Origin of the sequence: Dorea sp. AF36-15AT (genome assembly GCF_003477705.1) — a bacterium.
GTDB lineage: Bacteria > Bacillota > Clostridia > Lachnospirales > Lachnospiraceae > Claveliimonas > Claveliimonas ammoniilytica.
In genome coordinates, this window is the sequence record NZ_QUDV01000007.1 from 35,155 (window position 1) to 59,329 (window position 24,175).

Consider the following 24,175-nt stretch of genomic DNA (forward strand, 5'->3'; position numbering starts at 1 on the left):
AAAGAACCCACGCCAGTAGATTACTAACGAGGGTTCACACATTCAATATCAATCATTACATGGAAATCCACCCAAATGCATTAGCCACCGAACTAAGCAGAATAATGGCTGCAAAAATCGGGCAGAGATATTTGATCATAAAATTGAAGATCTTCTTTCTACGGAAAGTTCCTTCTCCGTGGAGAACTTCTTCCTCAATCTTCTTTACTCCAATTACTTTAGATACCAGCAGACAGGTTGTAAATGCTGCGATCGGCATCATAACAGAATTAGTCAGGAAGTCAAAGAAATCCAGGAACTGCATTCCAATAATCTTCACCCCTGCTAACGGTCCATAACCAAGAGCTGACAGACTTCCCAGTGTAATCATGATAACGCCGACAACTACGGTTGCTTTCTTACGTCCCCATTTCAGTTCATCCTGGAATGTAGATACCGCACTCTCTGTCAATGCAATAGAACTGGTCACTGCTGCACAGAGTACCAGCAGAAAGAACATAATACCAACAAGTCTTCCAAGTCCCATGCTTTCAAATACTTTCGGAATCGTAATAAACATCAGTGACGGTCCTGCCTGCAGGCTTGCTGCATCTCCGCCTGAAAATGCAAATACCGCCGGAATGATCATAAGTCCCGCCATAATCGCAATCGCCGTGTCAAAAATCTCTACATTTCTTGTAGAATCCTCAATCGCTACGTCTCTCTTCATATAAGAACCAAATGTTACCAGAATACCCATTGCAATGGACAGCGAATAAAACATCTGTCCCATTGCAGCAACCACCGTCATCCACGAAAAATTATCCATGTTCGGAACCAGGAAATACTTTACACCGGCCATAGCTCCCGGTCTTGTTACCGAATAAACAGCAATAATTACAGATAATACCACCAGTATCGGCATCATAAACCTGGATACACGCTCCACACCGTTACGAACACCGGCATAAATAATTGCTACCGTAAATAATGAAAACAGAATAAAGCAAATCTCTGTAGATACTCCATCTGATATAAATGCTGAAAAATATCCGTCAGATGCGAGATCTGTACCCTGTCCCATCACATAGCCTGCCAGATACTTAATAACCCATCCTCCGATCACCGAATAATACGGTACGATCAAAATCGGAATAACAGCATTGATCCAGCCTCCGAACTTCATCCACCCCGCCTTACCGAACGACTGATACGCTCCTACCGGACTCTTCTTTGTCATACGACCAATCGTTGTCTCTGCCACGATCATCGTATATCCAAATGTCAATGCCAGTATAATATACACCAACAGAAAAATTCCTCCGCCATACTTTGCTGCCAGATATGGAAATCTCCAGATATTTCCTAATCCTACGGAAGCTCCCGCTGCCGACAGTACGAATCCCAGCTTACCGGAAAACGTACTTCTCTTTTCACCATGCTTTTCCATAGTCTCTCCTCTCAATTCATTTTACGCTTTTTGATACTTTAGCAATTATTGTACCACAAGAGCAGCTATTGCCTCAATAACTTTCTGAAATTCCAGAGGTTTTGCCAGATGCATATTCATACCCGCCGCCAGGCTTTGTGCAATATCATCATCAAATGCATTCGCCGAAAGAGCAATGATCGGTATGCTTTGCGCATCTTCTTTTTCTGATGCCCGGATGCATCTTGCAGCTTCCAACCCATTCATAACCGGCATCATAATATCCATCAGGATCACATCAAATGTGCCTGACTCACAGCTTTCATAGATATCTGCGGCTTCTTTTCCATTCCATGCTTCAGTCACAACAGCTCCCTGTTCTGTCAGCATATATTCTGTAATTTCCATATTAAGTTCATTGTCTTCTACCAACAGAATCTGAAGTCCTTTCATCACCTGTAATGGATCTTTTTTCTCTGACAACTGATAATATGCCCGGTCGATCTGTACCGGAAGCTTTACAGTAAATACTGTTCCAATCCCCCGTTCACTTTCAAAGCTGACCTCACCATTCATGCAATTTACCAGCTTCTTTGTAATGGCAAGTCCCAATCCTATGCCCGAATAAGTTGTTCTGGCACTTGTATCCTCCTGAGTAAAAGCCTCAAAGACGTGCTTCTGAAATTCTTCACTCATACCGATACCGGTATCTGCACATACCATTTCCAGCTCTACTGTATTCTCATCACTTACAAATTCTCTGCATACTACATTAACGCTTCCACTGTCCATGTTGAACTTCACTGCATTTTCTATAATATTCTGGAAAATCTGACGAATATGTAACGGACTTCCAATCAAATGATAATGTTCTACTTCGGCAGAATTAATCTGAAGACTGATCTGCTTCCGCTCTGCCTGCACATTTACAAAACGCTTCACATCATCTAACATCTCCTGCAGATCAAAGGCTTCTTCTGTAAGCTGGATACCACCAGATTCCAGCTTACTCATATTCAAAACGTTGTTCACCAGATCCACCAGCATGTCCGAACTCCGCATGATCTCATCCAGACATTCTTCTATTTTATCCACATCATGGATATGATTCTTACCGACATTTGCCAGCCCTCTGATTCCGTTAATCGGAGTACGCATATCATGGCTCATCCGTTTCAGAAAATCTGTCTTAACCGCATTGGCCCGTTCTGCTTCTTCGGCTGTCACACGCAGATCTTCCTGATACGTCATCTCTTTTCTCTTCTGTTCTGATACATCACGGATAACCAGCATAACGATCTGTTTATGATCATCCTGCTCAAACTTCTGTGGAATCAGAAGTGCCTGATACCAGAGCCCCTCTACATCTTCAAACGTATATCCTATAAATCTGCGATCACCCAGGCGTTCTTCCAGATCCTTAAGCTTCAGAAATTCTCCAAAAGCTTCCTGATATGCCGGAGCCACCCGTTCTCTGTTGAATGTGTCCAGCATCCGGTCTGCCTGCGTAATATGACTGATCACCTTTTCAAGACGCTTTGACATCACAATCGGTTTCCAGATATTTTCCTCTGGATATAATGCCAGATTAGCACTGTAAATACTGGCGATCACATTGATCAGATGATATTCTTTTTCCTTTCTCTTCATTTTGGTTCTCCTGATATATTGTGCCAAAATAGTGAGACTCAGGCATCCAAAAATATACAGCGCCAGTGTCATGACCACAACCAGCTGTCTGTCGGAAAACACATCCGAATCTTTATAAAACACATACAGATAATACTCCCTGTATATATCGTGTTTACCGTACCAGTTATCTCCGTTGCTGGTCATCTGAAACATTCCATGATCTGAATCACTTGCTTCTCCATCCTCTATATCCACAGCCGGACATTTCTCCATCATCCGACCAACCTGCTCTTTCGCATTGGAACACAGAACCTGTTTGCCATCTGTGATCACAATGATCGCATTATTACGGAAACTGTCCCCGGAAAGCAGTGAATTTAATGAAAATTCACTCATGTCTTCATCATCTGCTGTCACATCTTCATAGCAAATAATTACGCCGTCTCTGTCTTCTCTCGCAATGATCACATAGTCATAACTGCTATCATCCAGCACAATCCGCTCCGCATAACTTTTCTGCGGATATTGCTGTACATTAGCAGCATTATCTTCGGACAGAATCTGTTCCAGCAAATTACTTCTTTCCATCTGATCACGGTCAGCATAATACTCTGTATTCAGATCGGCATCCAATATCCATATTCCTGTCAGAGACTGATCCTCCTCGAACTGTGCAAGCTGATCATTACTGCTTAATACAATATCGTTCAGATAACGGCATAGATTCTCCGCTTTCAGCTGTAAATTCTGCAGATTTTCAACCTGATTGCCAAGCTGGTAATCATCATATTTCTGGCAGCTTGACTGCAGGAACTCCATCACTTCATCCGCTTCCTGACTGATATTGCGCTTTTCTGAATTAGATGTAATCTGAAACACCGCATATAGGATCAGATAACCAGTTATGATCATTATCGCACTCAGCAGCTGAAGTTTTCTTCTGTTTTTTGATTCATTACTCAGCAATCTGCGCATTACTCCTCCTCTTTGTACAAATTAGACTCCACATCCAGATGATATCCTGTCAATATCTCCGTAATTGTTCCATCCTCTCTCATCTCATTCAAAGTCTGCGTCAGTTTCTGTACCAATTGCTCGTCTTTATCCTTTGCAAACGCAACACCAAGCTTGGATCTGTACAGGCTGATATTCAAATATTGATAAGCCTCCGGATATTCCGCTGTATACTGACCCAAAGTCGCCTCATGTCCACCAACTGCATCCACATAGCCTTTCCGCAAAGCGGTAAAAGCATCTGCGACTGTACGATAAGTATGTAACTTATACTCTGTAGGGATCTCAGGATTCATATTCTCAAGAAATATTTTTTCTGTCATAGAATTAGCCTGTACTGCAATCGTCTTCCCTTCCAGATCTTCAATTGTCTTAATATCACTGTCGGTCTTCACCGCCAATACTCTTCTCGTATACAGATATGGTCCGGCCCACAGATATTTATCTTCCCGCTCTTCCATCGTATAACAGCTCCACAGACAATCAACGATATCTTCCGGAAGTGCATAATCTATCTTTGCAATATCTACATCAACAAAAACCGGTTCATATCCCATCCGGTGAAATGCTTCCTTCGCCAGTTCCACATCAATCCCGGTAAATTCTCCGTCAATGTCCTTATAAAAATATGGTTCATACACCACTCCGCCCACTCGAATCTGCGGTAGTTTTTTATCCGATTCCTTCTCCTCCTTCTGGCATCCGCATAATACCGTAACAATACAAAATACCAGAAAACATATAAATGCACTGAATCTTGTCCTCTTCATCTGTTACTCCCTCATAATACAAAAGGAAACAATTCAACAAATATTGTTCAAATTGCTTCCTCATTATTCGAAAATATTGTCTATCAATATTTTGTCATATATAACAAAATACGTCAAGTTTTATGACTACCATTTTTCTATTCCTGTACAAATTCGATAATGCCTTTGCCAAGTCTGGAAATACGTGCCAGAGAGTATACATGCACACCCTGTGCTTCCAGCTTCTCACGTCCTGGCTGGAAAGACTTCTCAATCAGTGCACCCACGCCTGCTGTCGTGGCATGTGCTTTTCTCAGCAGTCTCAGTGCACCTGTTGCAGCCTCACCATTGGCAAGGAAATCATCAATGATCAGGACATGATCCGCTTCACTGATCTGATGGCTGGAAAGAGTCAATTCATAACTGGTTCCTTTGGTAAATGAGCTTACCAGCGTCTGATACAGATCATCATTCAACACCTTCGATGGCTGCTTCTTCAGAATAACCATCGGCACATTCATCTCATATGCTGTCATAAGTGCCGGTGCAATACCGGAACTCTCAATCGTCACGATCTTGGTAATCCCCTGATCCTTGAAATGCTCTGCAAACTCCTTGCCAATCTCATGCATCAGTTTAGGATCTACCTTATGATTGATAAAACTGTCTACTTTTAATACGTTTTCATTCAATGCCCGGCCTTCCGCCAGAATCTTCTCTTCCAGTACCTTCAACTCTTTCACCTCATACATATTTACTTTAATTTTAAAAATTAACTTATCCAATCTGTCCCAGATCTTTGACCACTTCTCCTGCTATGATCAATCCTGCAACTGCCGGCACAAATGCTACACTTCCCGGAATATCTCTCCGTTCCGTACACTTATGCTTGGCTCCCGGTGGACAAATGCAGTTCGTACGGCAGCCAATCGACATATCTTCCTTCGGTCTCGTAGGCTGTTCTTCTGAGTATACTACCTTCAGCTTCTTCACTCCGCGCTTCTTAAGCTCCCTCCGCATAACCTTCGCTAAGGGACATACCTTAGTCTTATAAATATCTGCCACTTTGAACTGACTTGCATCCAGCTTATTCCCAGCTCCCATACTGCTGATGATCGGCACATTGCACTCCTTTGCTTTCATCACAAGGGAAATCTTCGCTGTCACAGTATCTACCGCATCTACGATATAATCATACTCCTCAAATGGAAAATCATCTGCATTCTCCGGAAGAAAAAAGCAATTATGAATCTCAACCTTCGCCTTAGGATTAATATCCAGAATACGTTCCTTCATAACTTCCGTCTTATACCTGCCAATGGTCTTTCTCGTAGCTATGATCTGGCGGTTCAGATTCGTCAAACACACTTTATCATCATCAACCAGATCCAGCGCGCCCACACCACTTCTTGCCAGCGCCTCACATACATAACCACCCACACCGCCAATACCAAAGACTGCAACCCTGGCTCCTTCAAGCCGCTGCATCGCCTCTTTTCCCAGCAATAATTCTGTTCTCGAAAACTGTGTAAGCATCTATATTAAACTCCTGTAAATCGTCTCTAAATAATCTACTAATAACCTATATTATGTATTCTTTCCTTACATTTGTCAATACTCCAGAAACCACCAGAAATATTTTTTGTGGGGTTGACAAGGATTGTATACATGTTTATAATAGACCACGATAATTGAATATCGAGCCAATCGAAGATTGCAGGAAAGCAGGCATTATGCCCGCCGAAGGAATAATACTCTCAGGTGTCTTCATTTAGAGACGAGACTGTAATTGGATGGCCCTCTGGAGAATCCCTTAAGTGGGTGCCGAAGGTGAAAGCAGGACATAGTTCCCGCGAATCTCTCAGGCAAAAGGACAGTGTGACTAGTATATTAAAACAACCTTGTTGTTTTTTATTATTTTGATATACCAAGATCTCGTGGATTCTCCCCGGGATTTTTTTGTTTCACAAATTGAAATCCCGGGGAGACATCTATTTGAATCTTTTTCATCTATCCCAATCTATCCATTTTTCAGTCAGAGCTTTTCCCATATCTTCTATGGCTTAATAATTTTGAGAGGAATCGAGGAAAAAAACATGGAATTCATTGCAAAAATCGTTGATCTGGTCAACACATTTCTCTGGGACTACGCACTGTTGGTGCTGCTCCTTGGCGCAGGTATCATTTTTACCTTCCGCCTGAAGTTCATTCAGGTACGTAAGTTTGGCGAAGGTATGCGTTCACTGTTCGGTAATTTCTCGCTACACGGTGGAAAAAGCGAAGAAGGTCTCAGTTCTTTTCAGGCACTGACTACTGCCATTGCTGCGCAGGTCGGTACCGGTAATATTGCCGGAGCTGCTACCGCTATTGCATCCGGTGGACCCGGTTCCATTTTCTGGATGTGGGTCAGCGCGTTTTTCGGTATGGCTACGATTTACGCTGAAGCAATTATGGCTCAGCACACCCGCAAAGTAGAAAACGGTACTGTAATCGGCGGTCCTGTATATTACATCAAATACATATTTAAAGGCGGATTCGGTAAGTTCCTTGCCGGTTTCTTCTCTGTAGCCATCATCCTTGCACTGGGATTCATGGGTAACATGGTACAGTCCAACTCTATCGGAGTTGCATTTAACAATGCATTCCACGTACCGACTATCGCTGTTGGTATCTTCGTGGCAATTGTTGCAGCTATCATTTTCATCGGAGGTATCAACCGTATCGCAAGCTTCACAGAAAAGATCGTGCCAATCATGGCTCTCCTGTACGTACTTGGAAGCCTGATCATTCTGGTAACACATCTTCCAGGTGTAGGTACTGCATTGAAAGATATCTTTGTAGGTGCATTTTCACCACAGTCAATCGCCGGCGGTATGCTTGGTGTGACCGTACAGAAAGCTATGCGTTTCGGTGTTGCAAGAGGTCTGTTCTCCAACGAAGCAGGTATGGGTTCTACACCTCATGCGCATGCAACGGCTAAGGTATCCAACCCATGCGAGCAGGGTATCATTGCTATGATGGGTGTGTTCATTGATACATTTATCATCCTGACTATGACAGCACTGGTTATCCTGTCTACCGGAGTTCTGGGAAATGGACAGACCGGAGCTGAACTGGCGCAGAGTGCATTTAACGTAGGATTCGGTGATTTTGGAAATATCTTCATCGCCATCTGTATGCTGTTCTTCGCGTTTACCACTATCATCGGCTGGTATTACTTCGGAGAAGTCAATGTACGCCACCTCTTTGGTAACAAAGCAGTAAAGGTATATGCCGTAATCGTAGTAATCTTCGTTATCATTGGTTCTACATTAAAAGTAGATCTGGTATGGAATATGGCAGATATGTTCAACGGTCTGATGGTTCTGCCGAACCTGATCGCACTGTTAGCTTGTATGAAAGTTGTAACGTCTATTTCAAAAGAGCACAAAGCGCTCTAATTTATCGTAATAAACTGCACGATATGTGCAAAAGGCCTGAATTTATGCTACACTAGCTATATACAAAGAACGGAGGTACGCCTATGACTGCAATCCGCACTGGCATAAAGAACTGTAGCTTACCCGTGTAGAATGCGGAGATTTAGATATCCGCGTGGACGGTATTGACTATACATTGCATCAGGGCGAAGCCATTCTCAACTTGTCAATGACGAAGACGAATACGTACAGCTTATCATCGGGCTAAAATCGTAGAACTGTAATATCAATATCAGGCTGAACTGCTTTGTCAGTCCAGCCTGATATTATTCTCTCTACTTCAAAAATAATCTTTTTATATCTTCCGCTGCCTCTTCTGGTGAATTCCAATCAATGACCGTAGAATCTATCTCCTGTTGCAAATTTTCAGCAAATGTAATCGCTTCTTTTCTACTGCTGTCTCCCCAATGATGCCAGTCTGGATAATTCAGATCATACGGTGTATAACAGCTAATGGCCAATAGTTCCTGTTTACTCAGACATATTCCTTTTGCATTATTATTCAAATAAAACACATGTTTCAACTCCGCAGTTGCCGCTTTATGATCTATCCGCATTTCTTTTGCCGTAAACTGCATTTTCCTGTTAACATTCTCCATTTCATCAATTGATAAACTCAGATATTCTTTAGGTATTAACTGTCTGGTATTATCATATTTATTCATTGTTCGAATCGTCAGATTATAATAGTTAGGCCAACCATATATCATGTATTTCGAGTTCTCTTTTTTCAGCATAATACGATCCCTTGATACTTCTGAGAAACCATATTTATATAAAAGTTCCAGAGACACACTCGTTTTTCCACATCCTTTACCTCCGACTAATATAATGCCTCCGTATTCCTTTTTATATAATGCGGCCGCATGCAGCATTACAGCACGACTCTTCTCTTCTGCCAACACTTTTACTATATCGCGTACTACTCGTATTCCATCTTTATGAAGTACTCCTTTATCCGAATTATAAATGTGAATTTCCTTAGATAAATAATTCAATCTATACACACTTTTTGTGGCATGATTATATATACTGGTCGTCAATCCATTTCTGTATTCAGTTCCCGCTTCATGCACTGCACTTTTCTTACTGTTATGGATAACTATCCTTTGACCAAATTCCAGTATTTCCCGAAGTTCATCATATGATTTATTTTCCAGAAACACACGGAAATCTATCTCTTCATTTTCACTCTCACGAACAAAATAATCCGCCAATAATCTATCCATAGCATCTATCACATCTTGATTCCCGGCAACCATCCAATGCACATTCATAAACTTATAATATACTTGCATCACTTCCAATCTCCTTTCTCACATCATCATAACCTCATAAAATCGATACGGTATATAACGAATCATTTCTTCATCAAATCTATATTCCATATAAAACCCATTCTTTGTTTTCCGTACCAGATTAACCTCATTTAAAATCTTTAAATGTTTTGAAACAGCTGCTTCACTAATCTGCAGCCTGCTAGCCAGTTCTTGTGTCGTAGCCACATCTTTCATAAGTAATTTGATGATTCGAAGTCTGTTCTTATCTCCAAGCGCTTTAAATAGCTGTACGAATTCTTCCGGAATATCGCCTTTCGCCTGTTCCACAATAATCCCCTTTACAACTTCCAACTCATCTCCATGCTTATAAAGCCATAAATGTGGATACACAAAAGTACTGACGGTCATCCATATAGTCTGTATCTCACTTTTCTTATACCGAAACTCACGATTCTTCATATAGACAACTTCTTCCGACCCAACTTGTAATCTGGAATGAATCGTTCCAATCCACTTCCACATTCCATCCTTTTTACACTTCTCTTTTTCGTCCTGAAGTACCCGCATCAGATATGTACGTAGGATAATTTCTTCCTTTCGAAACACCAGATCGTAATATTGTTTCATTACACATAACACTCGGTCTCGATCATTTTTACTCATTTCACTTCCAGTAGAATCTTTAATCCATTGATTCCACTGATAAATATTTTTACCCTGAAAATAAGCAAGCATTTCCACAATTTCCATTTGGCGTATTTCTTTCCATTTCTCTGAATCAATAACCAGAATCCATGAATTGGTTATTTCCTTCAATTCACGAATCTCATTAATTACATCAGGAAAGGCTACTTCCTTTGCATAAACCCATTTCTTTCGTGACACATGATGTTCAGGATTTGCCAATACATGCATAGAAAAGAAGAACTCCCAAACCGGCAGATACGATACTACTACCTTGGTATTCTCCTCATAGAACATATCCAGAACCATATCCATCTCCTCCTCTTTCGATTAACCAACAAGTTAATCAATTCCCATTTCATCTTAGTTGTTGGAATTATAGAGATTGATACTACATTTGTCAATATTTTATAACGAGATTCGATTTTTCTGCCTCTCTTATTTTCCCATAACATTACAACAGGCAGTTGATTCAAAATCAACTGCCTGTCTCTCTAAAACACTTTTACTTTCTGATTTTATATAAAATATTCTATCGTCTTCTCCGGCGTCAGAAGTGTCTCTCTATTGGACAATAACACTGCTTCTCTTCCTGCCACCGACCCCAGTGCATATAATTTTTCTTCATCCTGATTAAAATATCGCTCCGGCACAATGCGGTTATACTCCATCGGATGATCCATATGTATCTCGATATCTTTCTCTTCATATGGTTCTGTCCAGTAATACGGATCAAACATTTTAATCTTGTCATCCTGAATTCCCGTCAATGTCACATAATGCCATTCATCTAGGAAAAGTCTTACTACGACAGCTCCACCTCTGCGTAAGACATCATTGATCCGACTGCTATCGCCAAGGTATACATCTTCTCCGGACAGATATGCACTGTTTACTGACAGCCTGCCGATCTTGCCAAATTCATTGAGCCAATTTGACAAAAACATCATAGCCATACGCGAAGTGCCGCTCTGTCCCGGCACACCTTCTGCACTGTAGCAGTCCAGACAATATAACATCACATTACGTATAATCTCCGGTGGAATATCCTCCCGGTCAAAAAGATAGCTGATCGCATTCAACATCGATGTCGGTCCGCAATCACATTCTGATATCTGATAGTGTAATGGGTTCTTCATATTTTGCCTCCCTGCATCTATGCTCTCTAGTGTACCATCTGCTCCCCTGATACGTCAACAGGAGCAGTCCTCCCAGACTGCCCCTGCTAATATCTAATATCTTTTATCTCTTAATCTTCTTCGATGTGTTCCCGTCCCTGATCGATGATCGTACGCACATGATCATCTGCCAGTGAATAGAATACAGACTTACCTTCCCGTCTGCTCTTGACCAGCTTGTTCTGCTTCAGTATCCTGAGCTGGTGGGAAATAGCTGACTGTGTCATATTCAATGCCTCTGCCAGATCGCAGACACATACCTCTGCTTCAAAGAGCACATACAGAATTCGGATTCTTGTGGAGTCTCCGAAGATCTTGAATAATTCCGCCAGATCATACAGCTCCGTCTCAGCCGGAATGGTCTCATTTACTATTTTCAGGAGATTCTCATGTACCTCGCAAGATTCACAGATCTCCACATCATTTGCTTTTTTTTCCATCTTATCACTCCTAGAGGTTCTTTACAAAAAGTGCACGGATCGCATTAAGAACTGCAATCACCATAACTCCCACGTCTGCGAAAATCGCCATCCACATATTCGCTATACCAAGTGCTCCGAGGATCAGGCAGATTGCTTTAATACCAAGTGCAAAATAAATGTTCTCATATACAATGCGTAAGCATTTTCTGGATATCTTAATCGCCTTTGCAATCTTCTGTGGATCATCATCCATCAGCACCACATCGGCCGCTTCAATGGCTGCATCAGATCCAAGGGCTCCCATGGCAATTCCGATATCTGCTCTGGAAAGCACCGGTGCATCATTGATCCCATCACCGACAAATGCAAGTTTCTCTTTCTCGCCTTTCTTAGCCAGCAGTTCTTCTACCTTCGCAACCTTATCTGCCGGAAGTAGTTCGCTGTGTACTTCATCAATGCCAAGCTCTGCTGCCACCTGATCTGCCACCCGCTTCATATCTCCGGTCAGCATAACTGTCTTCGTGATACCCGCGCGCTTCAGATCCTGGATTGCCTGTTTTGCATGAGGCTTCAACTGATCTGATATCAGAATGTGTCCGGCATAAGTTCCATCCACTGCCACATGTACAATTGTACCTACTTCATGACATTCGCTGTATGAGAGATCCATCTTCTTCATCAGCTTCGCATTACCGACCGCCACTTCTACGCCATCAACTTTAGCTTTCACGCCATGTCCGCTGATCTCTTCGATATCCGTTACACGATTACGATCGATTGGCTTGCCATATGCTTTCTGCAGACTCTTACTGATCGGATGTGAGGACGAACACTCTGCCAATGCTGCGTACTCCAGAAGCTGCTCTTCCGGAATTGTATTGTGATGTACTCCGCTGACCTCAAATACGCCCTGTGTCATCGTACCGGTCTTATCAAATACTACATATTTGGTCTGCGCCATGGTCTCAAGATAATTGGAGCCTTTGACCAATACACCTTCATGACTTGCTCCTCCAATTCCGGCAAAGAAGCTGAGCGGAATACTGATAACCAGTGCACAAGGACAACTGATAACCAAAAATGTCAGTGCCCGGTAGATCCAGTCACCCCATTCCGGCGCAAGTCCCAATGCAAGCATACGCACGATTGGTGGCAGGATTGCCAGTGCCAATGCACCGTAGCAGACTGCCGGTGTATAATATCTTGCAAATTTCGAAATAAAATTCTCGGATCTCGACTTTCTGGAACTTGAATTCTCCACCAGTTCCAGAATCTTGGATACGGTAGACTCCCCAAACTCACGGGTCGTCTGAATCTTCAGCAGACCTGTCATATTGATACATCCACTGATAACCTCATCACCGGCTTTCGCTTCTCTCGGAAGACTTTCGCCAGTCAGTGCACTGGTATTCAGTGTGCTGCTGCCTTCTATGATCACACCATCAATCGGCACTTTCTCACCCGGCTGTACAACGATCACCGTGCCAACTTCTACCTCATCCGGATCCACCTGTTCCAGTTCTCCGTCTTTTTCAACATTCGCATAATCCGGTCGGATATCCATCAGCTCACTGATATTCCGCCTGCTCTTGCCTACTGCATAACTCTGGAACAGCTCGCCGATCTGATAGAACAGCATTACAGATACGCCTTCCTTATAATCACCCAGAGCAATCGCACCTACAGTAGCTACCGCCATCAGGAAATTCTCGTCAAATACCTGTCTGTTCAGAATACCCTTGATTGCTTTGCGCAGTACGTCGTATCCGATTACCAGATACGGCACCATATAACAGATAAATCTGATATATCCCTCTAATGGGAGAAAACTGAATGCAATGATCAGTACTGCCGCAACGATAATACGGATCAATACCTTTTTCTGTTTCTTTGTCATATCTGCTCCTGTCCTTTCTAATTCATTTTCCGCTTTATTCTCTGCAGATATCTGTTACCATCTAGCTGTATCTTACAAGAAGATCTCGCAGTCGTCTTCTACCTTCTTACAGTTCTTCAGGACTTCTTTCATAACCTTCTTAGGCTCCTGTCCCTCTTCGAATTCCACGATCATCTTCAGCATCATGAAGTTAACAGTTGCATCCTTAACGCCTGCAGTCTCCTTTGCTGCCTGCTCCATCTTATTTGCACAGTTTGCACAGTCGACATCGATTTTGTAAGTCTTTTTCATAATAAATACTTCCTTTCTGGTATTGAATTATTTGTTTGAATATATGAGCACTTGTTCATATGTTTGTTTTTATTATAGCACTACTATCATTTCTGTCAATAGCTTTTCGCATCTTATCTGGAATCCCTGTAAACGATATGGTATGATGAAATAAACATCCGAAGGAGGCAATTTATGCACGTAGGTAAGAAAATGCAAAAAAGAGAAAAGTCCGCCATGTCTGTATCACTGTATGGCAATCTGGTCTTTGTCGTCATTGAACTTGTGATGGCACTGGTCACTGGCTCTCAGGCTGTACTTCTGGACGCTGTCTATGATAGCGTAGAATTCTGTATGCTGCTCCCTTCCATTTTTCTGATTCCATTACTATACAAGCCCTCTAATGAGGAGCACCCATTTGGATATATGCAGATTGAGACCATCTTCGTTGTTGTTAAGGGGATCACCATGACAGCTGTTACCTTTGGTCTGATTTTTAACAACATCAACCTAATGCTACACGGCGGTCATATTGTATCCTTCCACACCGTTGCCGGATTTGAATTATTTGCCTGCATCTTAGGTATTATCGTAACCGTTTATCTCTATTATAAAAACAAACAAATGGAATCACCGCTTATCAATATGGAAATGCAAGGCTGGCGGATTGACAGCTTTATCTCACTCGGTATGACCGTTGCTTTCCTACTACCAATGCTGATCCCATTCGACTGGTTCCAACATATCGTGCCGTATCTTGATCAGTTAATCACCATTGTACTTTCACTGGTTATGATACCAACACCGATCCACACTGTAATCACAGGTATCCGTGATCTGATGCTGATTCCACCGGAAGAAGAGACCATCGATGATATCAAAGAAACCATCGAACCGATCATCGGCGTATACGGACACAAAAACCTGTATTACGATATCGTCCGCACCGGAAGAAAACTCTGGATCAGTGTCTACATCAGTTTTGAAAAGGACATCGTATCTCTGTCCAAATTTAAACAATTACAGGATCAATGTATTAAGGCACTGGCTTCCAAATATTCCGATTTCTACTTTGAACTTCTGCCAGATATAGAATTCACCGGAATTGAAGATATTGAATAAAATCCGGTGAAAATCTGTTGACAGCTTTTTATCTGAGTGTTATATTATATGTATACAAACCAAAGGCGGTTTTCCAACAGGGGAACTGCCTTTTTGTTTTGTATAATAAAAAAGGTTGCTATTGCAGAAACGCCGAAGTATCATTTTCCCCAAGAATGATCTCCGGGCAAACTCCAATTCATATATACTTTTCTCCTTCAGGAGAAGCATTCCCCAAGCTTTGTATATAGCACTGCAGAGCAACAAAAACCTCTCAATGACATACCAAAAGGAAAAAGCACGACATTTTCATGTCGTGTTTTTTCTTGTCTTCGGCCATCGCTTTTTGTGCATTATGCATATTTTTGTATATTATTTTTTTCATTTCTTGGTTAATCATACTTTTCCTTCGGTGCTATAATGTGCTTGTAACAAAGAAAACCTACTTAACACACCTCTTTGAACAGCAAAGTTGAAGGATGCTAAGCAGATCAGATTTTTGGAGGAAAAGATAAATGAATACTTTAAAAGCTGAAAAGAGAAGCATGGACATCAAAGCAAAGAAATTAAGAAGAGAAGGTTTCGTTACCGGTAATGTATTTGGCAAGAAGCTTGCAGAATCCATTCCAGTCAAAATCGAGAAATCCGCAATTGAGAAGTTACTGAAGACAAGCCACAAAGGTAGCCAGATCATGTTAGATATCGACGGTGAGTCTTATCAGGTACTGATCAAAGATGTAGAATATAACCCGTTAAAAGGTCAGGTAGATGAGATTGACTTCCAGGCACTTGTAAGTGACGAGAAAGTTCATTCCGTTGCAGAGATCGAACTGGTCGACCATGAGAAGGTAGTATATGGAGTACTGGAGCAGTTCCTTGAAGAAATTCAGTTACGCGCACTTCCTGCTGCATTGGTTGATAAGATTGAGATTAATGTCGGTGAGTTAAAGGTCGGTGAATCTATCAAAGTAAAAGATTTGCCAATCTACCAGAACAAAGACATTGACATTCTGACAGATCCGGAAGCTACTGTTGTAACTATCCAGGAAGTACACAATGCTCCTGAAGCTGACGAGGAAGCTGAAGAAAGCACAGAAGCATAATTTCATATTTGCGATCAAAAAAAGGATTCCAGTTGTGGAATCCTTTTCTTAATTATAATGCTTTATAATGCTTTGATTCTTTCGATCGCTGCTACAGTATTCTCATATGAACCGAATGCTGTCAGACGGAAATATCCTTCTCCGCTCGGTCCAAATCCGGATCCCGGAGTTCCTACTACATTGGCATTCTCCAATAAGTAATCAAAGAATTCCCATGAAGTCATCTTATCTGGTGTCTGCAGCCAGATATATGGTGCATTCACACCACCGGATACATTGTATCCCGCACTCTTCAGTCCTTCGTAGATAACCTTCGCATTGTTCATGTAATAAGCTACCTGCTCTTTTAACTGAACCTTGCCAGCCTCTGAGTATACTGCCTCTCCGGCTTTCTGCACGATATACGGAGCTCCATTATATTTGGTTCCGTGACGTCTTGCCCACAGAGAGTGCAGCATAACATCACCCTGCTTGATATCCTTCGGAATAACCGTTGCCCCCAGACGTACGCCGGTAAATCCTGCATTCTTAGAAAAGCTTCGAAGCTCGATCGCACAGGTTCTTGCTCCCTCACACTCATAGATTGTGTGTGGCACATTGTCCTCTGAAATATATGCTTCATAAGCCGCATCGTAAATAATGACTGCGCCTACTTTATTCGCATAGTCTACCCACTCCTGAAGCTGATCTTTTGTGATCGTAGAGCCGGTCGGGTTGTTCGGGAAGCACAGGTAAATAATATCCGGTGTCTCCTTCGGAAGTTCCGGTGCGAAGTTCGTCTCTTTTGTACATGGCATGTAGATTACATCACTCCATGTCTCTGTCTTTGGATCATAAGTACCGGTACGTCCTGCCATAACATTGGTATCCACATATACCGGATATACAGGATCACATACAGCAATCTTATTATCTTTGGCAAAAATCTCCTGGATATTACCAGAATCTCCCTTTGCGCCATCCGAAATAAAAATCTCATCAGCCTTAATATCGCAGCCTCTGTCCTGATAATCATTCTTAGCCATTGCTGTTCTTAAGAATTCATATCCCAGATCCGGTGCATATCCGTGAAATGTCTCTGCATGAGCCATCTCGTCTACTGCTCCGTGCAGTGCATCAATGATCGCCGGTGCTAACGGCTGTGTCACATCTCCGATTCCAAGACGGATGATGGATTTATCAGGATTCGCCGCAGAATATGCAGCTACTTTTTTACCGATTGTAGAAAACAGATAGCTTCCCGGTAACTTCAGATAATCTTCGTTCACTTTAAACATCTTGTGTATCTCCTCTTTTTATTTCTTTTATACAGTGACTATTCCGTCATATACAGTGACTGCCGGTCCTGTCATATACATCTTTCCATCAGCTTCATCCCATAAGACGGATAATTCTCCACCTTTTAATTTTACCGTAACATGACGTTCTGTCAAGTCATTTAATACACCTGCCGCTGCTACTGCACAGGCTCCCGTACCGCAGGCAAGGGTTTCCCCGGCTCCACGCTCCCATACCCGCACAATAATGTGCTCTCTGTCCACCACCTGAGCGAATTCCACATTTACCCGTCTCGGAAAACGTCCATGATATTCAAACTCCGGACCAATCTGTGCAAGATCCAGTCGTTTTACGCGGTTTACCCAGACTACTGCATGTGGATTTCCCATGGATACACCAGTCATCCGATATTCCATATGACGGATTAAGATTGGCTCCTGTACCACTCTGGTGTGTTCCGATATAATAGGAATCTTATCTGCCTGGAAAATGGGATATCCCATATCTACGGTTACCCGAGAAATTTTATCTTCTTCATCCGTCTCCAGCCACAGTCTCCGCATACCTGCATCTGTCTCAATGATAAGTTCTTTCTTCTTCGTCAGTCCTCTGTCATAGACATACTTTGCAAGGCAGCGGATTCCATTGCCGCACATTTCAGCTCTGGATCCATCTGCATTATAAATGTCCATTCGAAAATCTGCTCTTTTTGATGGCAGAATAAGGATCAGCCCATCTGCCCCAACGCCAAAATGCCTGTCACTAAGCCTTACCGCAAGCCTTTCCGGTTCTCTGATGTGCTCTGTGATTCCATTTACATAGATGTAATCATTACCAAGTCCATGCATCTTCGTAAAATACATCCGCAGCACATTCCTTCTATAATAATTTTCAAAAATGCCTCGACATTCTTGCTGCTATACTTATTCTGACATGATGCTAAGTACCATCTCAGCCGTCTCTACGATATTATTACCACTGTCCATACTGCACTTCTGCAGATATCTGTGTGCTTCCTCTTCAGTCATATTGTTACGGGCCATCAAAAGTTCCTTCGCATCTTTGATCAGTTTCTGCTGCTTCGAATCTCTCTGTGATCGCTCTTGCTTTCGTTTCCTGCGTCTGCGATCCATCGCCTGAAGCATCATATTCATCGTGTTAAGAAGGTCATATACCTTGATCGGCATATTAAGTCCTACTACACCTTCCATATTATCTCCCTGCCATTTCTCCGGCGACGCTACCAGAAGCATCTCAAATTCTTTCGGAAGGTATTCCCGTAATTCGGTATACAGCATATCTGCCAGTTTATAGCCGCATACCACAATTCCCTCATCCAGAAGTTCCGTATAGTGCAGTACCTGAGCGCCCGTAGTACATACTCCGATGACTTCACAGCCGCCACGGGTCAGAATATTACGAATATTGATTGCATTATCTTTATTTGGAAATACAACAATAACATCTGCCACACTTACACCCCCTGTCGATCTACTCTGCTGTCCTCATTATTATCTGATAAGGGCAGCTTAGATCACACGGAGATATTTCTGAATTTCCCATTCTGTAATCTGAGCGCGGTATTGTCTGTACTCTTCTTTCTTCGCCGCAATGTATTTTTCAGCCAACTCTTTTCCAAGCACGTCTTTGATAAATGTATCCTTCTCAAATTCTCTGGCCGCTTCCAAGAGACTTCCCGGCAATGAGTCAATTCCCATCCGCTCACGTTCCTTCTGTGTCAGTTTGTAAATGTTAGTATCCACACTCTCCGGCGGCATAATCTCATTGCGGATGCCGTCCAGTCCTGCTGCCAGACATACAGCCAGTGCCAGATATGGATTCGCTGACGGATCCGGACTTCTGAGTTCAATTCTGCTCTCCTCGCCACCTGCCGGGATCCGGATCAGCGGTGTACGGTTGGTCTCAGACCATGCGATATATACCGGTGCCTCATAACCCGGAATCAGTCTCTTATAAGAATTTACCGTTGGATTGGTAATAAATGTAATCGCTTTCATATGCTTCATGATACCGCCGATGAAGTAATATGCCTCTTTACTGAGTCCCTTCTCATCGAAGTTATCGGTAAACACATTCACTCCGTCTCGGTTCAAAGTCATATTCAGATGCATACCGGAACCATTGGCTCCCAGATTCGGCTTTGGCATAAATGTTGCATGAAGTCCATGCCTCTTGGCAATGGTCTTAACTACCAGCTTAAATGTCATGATATTATCTGCTGTAGCAAGTCCTTCGTCATAACGGAACACGATCTCGTGCTGTCCCGGTGCAGCCTCATGGTGAGATGCCTCAATCTCAAATCCCATATCTTCCAGAGTCAGCACCATGTCACGTCTTGCATTTTCGCCAAAGTCCAGAGGTCCCAGATCAAAATAGCTGGCATTCTCATGTGTCCTGGTTGTCGGCTGTCCGTCCTCATCTGTTTCAAACAGAAAAAATTCGCACTCCGGGCCTACATTAAATTCATAACCGTCTGACCTGGCATCTTCCAACACTTTCTTAAGTACATATCTCGGATCACTGTCAAACGGTGTCCCATCCGGGCGATGTACATCGCAAATCATACGCGCAACCTTGCCCTGCTGCGGTCTCCATGGAAAGATCTCAAATGTATTCAGATCGGGGTACAGATACATATCAGACTGCTCAATTCGCGCAAATCCTTCAATAGAGGAGCCGTCAAACATGCACTTATTATTCAATGCTTTTTCCAGCTGACTGGTAGTAACCGCCACATTCTTCATAGTTCCGAAAATATCCGTAAACTGGAGACGGATAAACTCCACATCCTCTTCTTCTACCAGACGAAGGATATCTTCTCTCGTATAATTATTCATAATGGATACCTCCTATATTGATTTTTACTCATGTTGCCGTGATTTTATAACGTGATATATTAAGAATATTTCCAAATACCAAATAAGGGCATTCTTCACCTAAGAAAAACGCCCTTGTTTTATATGATATTATTATAGAGATATGTGGACTTTCTGTCAATCTTAACCTGATGTAATATTTTTCGGGAGTAGCATTCCCAGATGCCTCTCAAATTCTGTTCCGGAGACCTCTTTCACCTGATCTGTCGCCGAATCACGCATAGCTGCCTCAACAAATCTTCCTGCCAGCACGCACAGATCTCTTAAGCTGTCTCCACGCACCATGCCTCCGGCAATGATAGATGCAAAGATATCCCCGGTTCCTGAATAGCTTCCTCCGATATACGGAAATGCGGTCAGTTCGCATTGCTCTTCCGCAATGATCAGATTTCCAATCTTTTGTTCACCATTTTCGGTTAGATGGATCCCCGTTACAAGGATATTTTTTACTCCTTTTTCCACCAGACTGTTTGCCATCTGATGAATAATCTCAATCTTTAATTCTCCCGGCAGGCTGCATACTGTCTCATAATCTGCTTCTGTCAGCAGACAGAGTTCTGTCAGATTTGGCGTGAGCACATCTGCCTGACAGGCAAGTTCTTTCATCTTCTCCAGCAAGCCATCCGTAAACATATCATACTTCACTCCATCATCACCCATAACCGGATCTACCAGTAGGAATGTATCTTCCTTACGAAAGGTATCTAAGAAATCAAAAATCCGGTCTATCTGAGCCTCGCTCGCCACAAATCCGGTATAGATGCCATCAAAATGTGCACCAAGCTTCTCCCACTCGCTGCGTATATATTCCATCTTATCAGTATAATCATCCAGATAATAACTCGGATAACCGGTCTGTGCACTCAATACCGCTGTTGGCAAGGGACACGGCTGCACTCCCATTACGGATATCACCGGAATTGCTGCAGTCAGTGAGCATTTCCCAAATCCGGATAAATCCTGTATTACTGCTATCTTCTTAACCATTTGTTTGCTCCTTTATTAGTTAATTACTATGCTCTTACATAGTAAAAAATCGACACTGTTACTATACAGTGCCGATCCTTATGTGTCAATGTTTTAACCTTATAGAACGTACTCGCTATAAAAATATTACGGAAACACCAGCTCTATCCTGGTTCCTTCACCTAATTTACTCTCTACATGTACCTCGCCATGATGAAGAATCACTCCGTGTTTTACAATAGAAAGTCCAAGTCCCGTACCACCTCGTTCTTTGGAATGGCTCTTGTCCACCCGATAGAATCTTTCAAAAATCCGATCTATCTGATCCTCGGGAATGCCAATACCATTATCTGTGACAACGACCTTTTTTCCTTGTAAGGTATTGCCCGCCCAGACACTTACTTTACCGCCGGGATTATTATACTTGATCGCATTCTCAGTAATATTATAGATCATCTCATCCAATATCTGACGGATACCTGTATATTTTACACTTTCTCCTGTCAGCTCCAGACGCACCCGATTCTTTGCCGCCTGCGGTGCCAGACGACTGATGATCTCACGGGAAAGTTCGTACAGATCTACCTCTTCTTTCTCCAGTTCCACACGTCCCTCATCCAGTCTGGATAACTTGATGATATCTTCTACCAGCGTAATCAGACGGCTTGCTTCCTGATAAATCTTCTCTGAAAAATGCTGCATATCTTCCGGTCTTACCAGACCATCTTTCATAATCTCTGCATAACCGGATATAGAAGTCAGTGGTGTCTTAAGTTCGTGAGATACATTCGCTGAAAATTCGCGACGCATCGCTGCCACTGCTTCTTTCTCCTTGTTGGACTGTTCGATTCTCTCAAGAAGTGGCTGAAGTTCCGGATACATTTCCTGTTCCAGCGGATTCTCCAGATCCAGTGTATTAATTGGACGAATCAGACGTTCTATCTGCCATTTAGACAGAAGCCATGCTGTTACAATCATAATCAATGCCAGAAATATCATAAATGGAAGAATATGAAACGCTGATTTCATAGCTGAATTCATCGTCCTCGATACACGAAGTACGGTGCCGTCTGGCATCTTTTCCGCATAATAGCACATCTCTTCTCCGATCGTATCCGACTTCCGGATATCCTCTCCCTCTCCTTTTGCAAATGCTTTCTTTACCTCCGGACGATTCTTATGATTCTCAAATGTGTGCTCATCTTCTGTTGAATCATACAGTACGGTTCCCTCTGCACTGATCCATGTAATTCTCGTATTGGCCCGCACTTCATCCATTTGATTCAGATATTCCGTACCGGAAATCTGCACTGCCTTGCTAATATAATCCGCCTCACGGTGAATCTCTTCTTCTACCGTGGTAACCGTCTGACGGTACATAATTCCTGTTAAAAATATATATGCAATAACCAGTGTCGCAGTGAGAACAAATACCATACTGTGCTGCATCTTCTGTCTCATGGGCTGTATTTTCTGTGTCATAAAACTCTTCCTTTATTCGCTGATCCGGTAACCTACACCCCGGACCGTCTCAATCATATCTCCTGCTGTGCCAAGCTTCTGGCGCAATGTACGGATATGTACGTCTACGGTACGTGTCTCGCCATCAAAATCATACCCCCAGATCTCTTCCAGCAGCTGACTTCTGGTAAGTACAATATTCGGATGCTCCAGTAATCTCCGCAGTAATTCAAATTCCTTTAACGTAAGCTGCACCGGCTCTCCATTTACCAGAATCTCATGCTTCTTCACGTCCATCTCAATTGCGCCATGTACAACTTTCTGTGGGCGTTCATCCCTCTGTCTCTCTACACGTCTGAGTACCGCCTTTACTCTGGAAATCAGTTCCATCATACCGAAAGGCTTACTTACATAGTCATCGGCCCCCAGATCCAGACCGATTACTTTATCGTATTCTGCTCCTTTAGCTGTCACCATGATCACCGGAATATTCCGGGTCAATGTATCTGCCTTTAACTGCTTTAAAAGCGTCAATCCATCCTCACCTGGCAGCATGATATCTAGCAAAATAAGCTCTGGCAGTTCAACTGCCAAAGCTTTCTTTAATGCTTTACCATCCTCAATCTCTTTTGCTTCGAATCCCATCGTCTGAAGGGTGTATGCTACCAATTCTCTGATATTCGCGTCGTCCTCTACACAATAGATCATATATGACTCTCCTTATGCACTCCTGTAATTGAAAATTCTACCCATTCTGCAATGTTGGTCGCATGATCTCCGATTCGCTCCAGATACTTGGATACCATGATCAGGTCAATTGCCGTACTTCCATCTTCGTCCCCGGCACTGATCAGGCGCATCAGCTTCTTCTTCACTGTCTCAAACAACTCATCTACCGCATCATCCTGCTCAATAACTTCACGTGCTAGTTCCAGATCCCGCTGAACATAAGATGCTACGCTGTCATGCACCATCTTCGAAACAGCCGATGCCATCTTGTCAATCTCAGGAATCTCATTGGTCTCATTCATTCCTGCAGAAATAATAATCTCTGCGATATCAGATGCCTGATCTCCAATTCTCTCCATATCCGTGATCATTTTGAGTGCCGCTGAGATCTGTCTCAGATCTCTCGCTACCGGCTGCTGCTGTAATAATAAACGTAGGCAAAGACGTTCGATGTCTTTCTCCATATGATCGATCTCCTGGTCTGCCTCAACCACATTCATCGCCTGATTCGAGTCTCCGTTACGCAGTGCCATCGCTGCTCTGCTGATTGCGACCTCACACAATTCACCCATGTGGGTCAGCTGGCTGTTCAATGACTCCATCTGTCTGTCAAATCTGTTCCGCATC

22 protein-coding genes and 1 riboswitch are annotated in these 24,175 nt (G+C 42.7%); of the genes, 3 read left to right on the forward strand and 19 right to left on the reverse strand.

From position 1 onward, the window contains the following. Nucleotides 1–55: 55 nt before the first annotated feature. From DWZ93_RS10555 to DWZ93_RS10575, 5 genes are all read right to left on the reverse strand, one after another. Nucleotides 56–1,429, reverse strand: coding sequence for a sodium-dependent transporter (locus DWZ93_RS10555; RefSeq protein ID WP_118452905.1), 1,374 nt, complete (start codon nt 1,427–1,429; stop codon nt 56–58). A gap of 45 nt (nt 1,430–1,474) precedes the next feature. Next, nucleotides 1,475–4,015 carry an ATP-binding protein gene (locus tag DWZ93_RS10560; protein ID WP_118452906.1) on the reverse strand — a complete coding sequence of 847 codons (2,541 nt, stop codon included), beginning with the start codon at nt 4,013–4,015 and terminating at the stop codon, nt 1,475–1,477. Then, on the reverse strand, nt 4,015–4,824 hold the full coding sequence (locus DWZ93_RS10565; protein WP_118452907.1) for a substrate-binding periplasmic protein: 810 nt from the start codon (nt 4,822–4,824) through the stop codon (nt 4,015–4,017). The genes DWZ93_RS10560 and DWZ93_RS10565 overlap by 1 nt, the downstream gene beginning before the upstream one ends. Nucleotides 4,825–4,961: 137 nt before the next feature. Further along, a complete protein-coding gene (locus tag DWZ93_RS10570; RefSeq protein ID WP_118453001.1) occupies nt 4,962–5,537 on the reverse strand; it encodes a xanthine phosphoribosyltransferase in 576 nt (191 codons plus the stop codon). A 43-nt stretch (nt 5,538–5,580) separates the two neighbouring features. Beyond that, a complete protein-coding gene (locus DWZ93_RS10575) occupies nt 5,581–6,339 on the reverse strand; it encodes a tRNA threonylcarbamoyladenosine dehydratase (RefSeq protein ID WP_118452908.1) in 759 nt (252 codons plus the stop codon). A 255-nt stretch (nt 6,340–6,594) separates the two neighbouring features. Next, a riboswitch (glycine riboswitch) is annotated at nt 6,595–6,690 on the forward strand. A 209-nt stretch (nt 6,691–6,899) separates the two neighbouring features. Between DWZ93_RS10575 and DWZ93_RS10580 the strand changes: the two genes are divergently transcribed. Continuing rightward, complete coding sequence (locus DWZ93_RS10580; protein WP_118452909.1) at nt 6,900–8,243, forward strand: alanine/glycine:cation symporter family protein; 1,344 nt, start codon at nt 6,900–6,902, stop codon at nt 8,241–8,243. Nucleotides 8,244–8,557: 314 nt separating this feature from the next. On the opposite strand, the gene DWZ93_RS10585 is transcribed toward DWZ93_RS10580, so the two are convergent. The 6 genes from DWZ93_RS10585 to DWZ93_RS10610 all read right to left on the reverse strand — a co-directional run bounded on the left by DWZ93_RS10585 (nt 8,558) and on the right by DWZ93_RS10610 (nt 14,034). After that, nucleotides 8,558–9,580 carry a hypothetical protein gene (locus DWZ93_RS10585; RefSeq protein ID WP_118452910.1) on the reverse strand — a complete coding sequence of 341 codons (1,023 nt, stop codon included), beginning with the start codon at nt 9,578–9,580 and terminating at the stop codon, nt 8,558–8,560. An 18-nt stretch (nt 9,581–9,598) separates the two neighbouring features. Then, on the reverse strand, nt 9,599–10,555 hold the full coding sequence (locus tag DWZ93_RS10590) for an ArsR/SmtB family transcription factor (protein ID WP_158574310.1): 957 nt from the start codon (nt 10,553–10,555) through the stop codon (nt 9,599–9,601). Between the two features lie 209 nt (nt 10,556–10,764). Next, on the reverse strand, nt 10,765–11,385 hold the full coding sequence (locus DWZ93_RS10595) for a peptidase C39 (protein WP_118452912.1): 621 nt from the start codon (nt 11,383–11,385) through the stop codon (nt 10,765–10,767). A 110-nt stretch (nt 11,386–11,495) separates the two neighbouring features. Further along, entirely contained in the window at nt 11,496–11,864 is a 369-nt protein-coding gene (locus tag DWZ93_RS10600) for an ArsR/SmtB family transcription factor (protein WP_118383429.1), read from the reverse strand. Between the two features lie 10 nt (nt 11,865–11,874). Beyond that, a complete protein-coding gene (locus DWZ93_RS10605; protein ID WP_118452913.1) occupies nt 11,875–13,743 on the reverse strand; it encodes a heavy metal translocating P-type ATPase in 1,869 nt (622 codons plus the stop codon). Nucleotides 13,744–13,815: 72 nt separating this feature from the next. After that, complete coding sequence (locus DWZ93_RS10610) at nt 13,816–14,034, reverse strand: cation transporter (RefSeq protein WP_118383427.1); 219 nt, start codon at nt 14,032–14,034, stop codon at nt 13,816–13,818. A gap of 174 nt (nt 14,035–14,208) precedes the next feature. On the opposite strand from DWZ93_RS10610, the gene DWZ93_RS10615 reads away from it, so the two are divergent. Both DWZ93_RS10615 and DWZ93_RS10620 read left to right on the forward strand, forming a co-directional pair. Beyond that, the gene (locus DWZ93_RS10615) at nt 14,209–15,135 is read left to right on the forward strand and encodes a cation diffusion facilitator family transporter (RefSeq protein WP_118452914.1); all 927 of its coding nucleotides are present in this window, start codon (nt 14,209–14,211) and stop codon (nt 15,133–15,135) included. A 494-nt stretch (nt 15,136–15,629) separates the two neighbouring features. Then, on the forward strand, nt 15,630–16,217 hold the full coding sequence (locus DWZ93_RS10620; RefSeq protein WP_118452915.1) for a 50S ribosomal protein L25: 588 nt from the start codon (nt 15,630–15,632) through the stop codon (nt 16,215–16,217). Nucleotides 16,218–16,279: 62 nt separating this feature from the next. On the opposite strand, the gene DWZ93_RS10625 is transcribed toward DWZ93_RS10620, so the two are convergent. The 8 genes from DWZ93_RS10625 to phoU form a co-directional block, all read right to left on the reverse strand. Beyond that, nucleotides 16,280–17,494 carry an LL-diaminopimelate aminotransferase gene (locus tag DWZ93_RS10625; protein WP_118452916.1) on the reverse strand — a complete coding sequence of 405 codons (1,215 nt, stop codon included), beginning with the start codon at nt 17,492–17,494 and terminating at the stop codon, nt 16,280–16,282. Between the two features lie 27 nt (nt 17,495–17,521). Continuing rightward, nucleotides 17,522–18,358 (reverse strand): diaminopimelate epimerase, encoded by an 837-nt coding sequence (gene dapF / locus DWZ93_RS10630; RefSeq protein ID WP_118452917.1) that lies wholly within the window; start codon nt 18,356–18,358, stop codon nt 17,522–17,524. Between the two features lie 60 nt (nt 18,359–18,418). Beyond that, the gene (locus DWZ93_RS10635) at nt 18,419–18,967 is read right to left on the reverse strand and encodes an ANTAR domain-containing response regulator (protein ID WP_118452918.1); all 549 of its coding nucleotides are present in this window, start codon (nt 18,965–18,967) and stop codon (nt 18,419–18,421) included. Nucleotides 18,968–19,024: 57 nt separating this feature from the next. Further along, nucleotides 19,025–20,353 (reverse strand): type I glutamate--ammonia ligase, encoded by a 1,329-nt coding sequence (gene glnA, locus DWZ93_RS10640; RefSeq protein ID WP_118452919.1) that lies wholly within the window; start codon nt 20,351–20,353, stop codon nt 19,025–19,027. A gap of 162 nt (nt 20,354–20,515) precedes the next feature. Continuing rightward, nucleotides 20,516–21,379: a pyridoxamine kinase gene (locus DWZ93_RS10645; protein ID WP_118452920.1), complete on the reverse strand. Its 864-nt coding sequence runs from the start codon at nt 21,377–21,379 to the stop codon at nt 20,516–20,518. 126 nt (nt 21,380–21,505) lie between these two features. Continuing rightward, nucleotides 21,506–22,819, reverse strand: a complete 1,314-nt coding sequence (locus tag DWZ93_RS10650; RefSeq protein WP_118453002.1) for a sensor histidine kinase — start codon at nt 22,817–22,819, stop codon at nt 21,506–21,508. Nucleotides 22,820–22,852: 33 nt separating this feature from the next. Beyond that, the gene (locus DWZ93_RS10655; RefSeq protein WP_118452921.1) at nt 22,853–23,527 is read right to left on the reverse strand and encodes a winged helix-turn-helix domain-containing protein; all 675 of its coding nucleotides are present in this window, start codon (nt 23,525–23,527) and stop codon (nt 22,853–22,855) included. After that, complete coding sequence (gene phoU, locus DWZ93_RS10660) at nt 23,524–24,174, reverse strand: phosphate signaling complex protein PhoU (RefSeq protein ID WP_118452922.1); 651 nt, start codon at nt 24,172–24,174, stop codon at nt 23,524–23,526. Before phoU ends, DWZ93_RS10655 begins: the two co-directional genes overlap by 4 nt. Between the last annotated feature and the right edge of the window lies 1 nt (nt 24,175).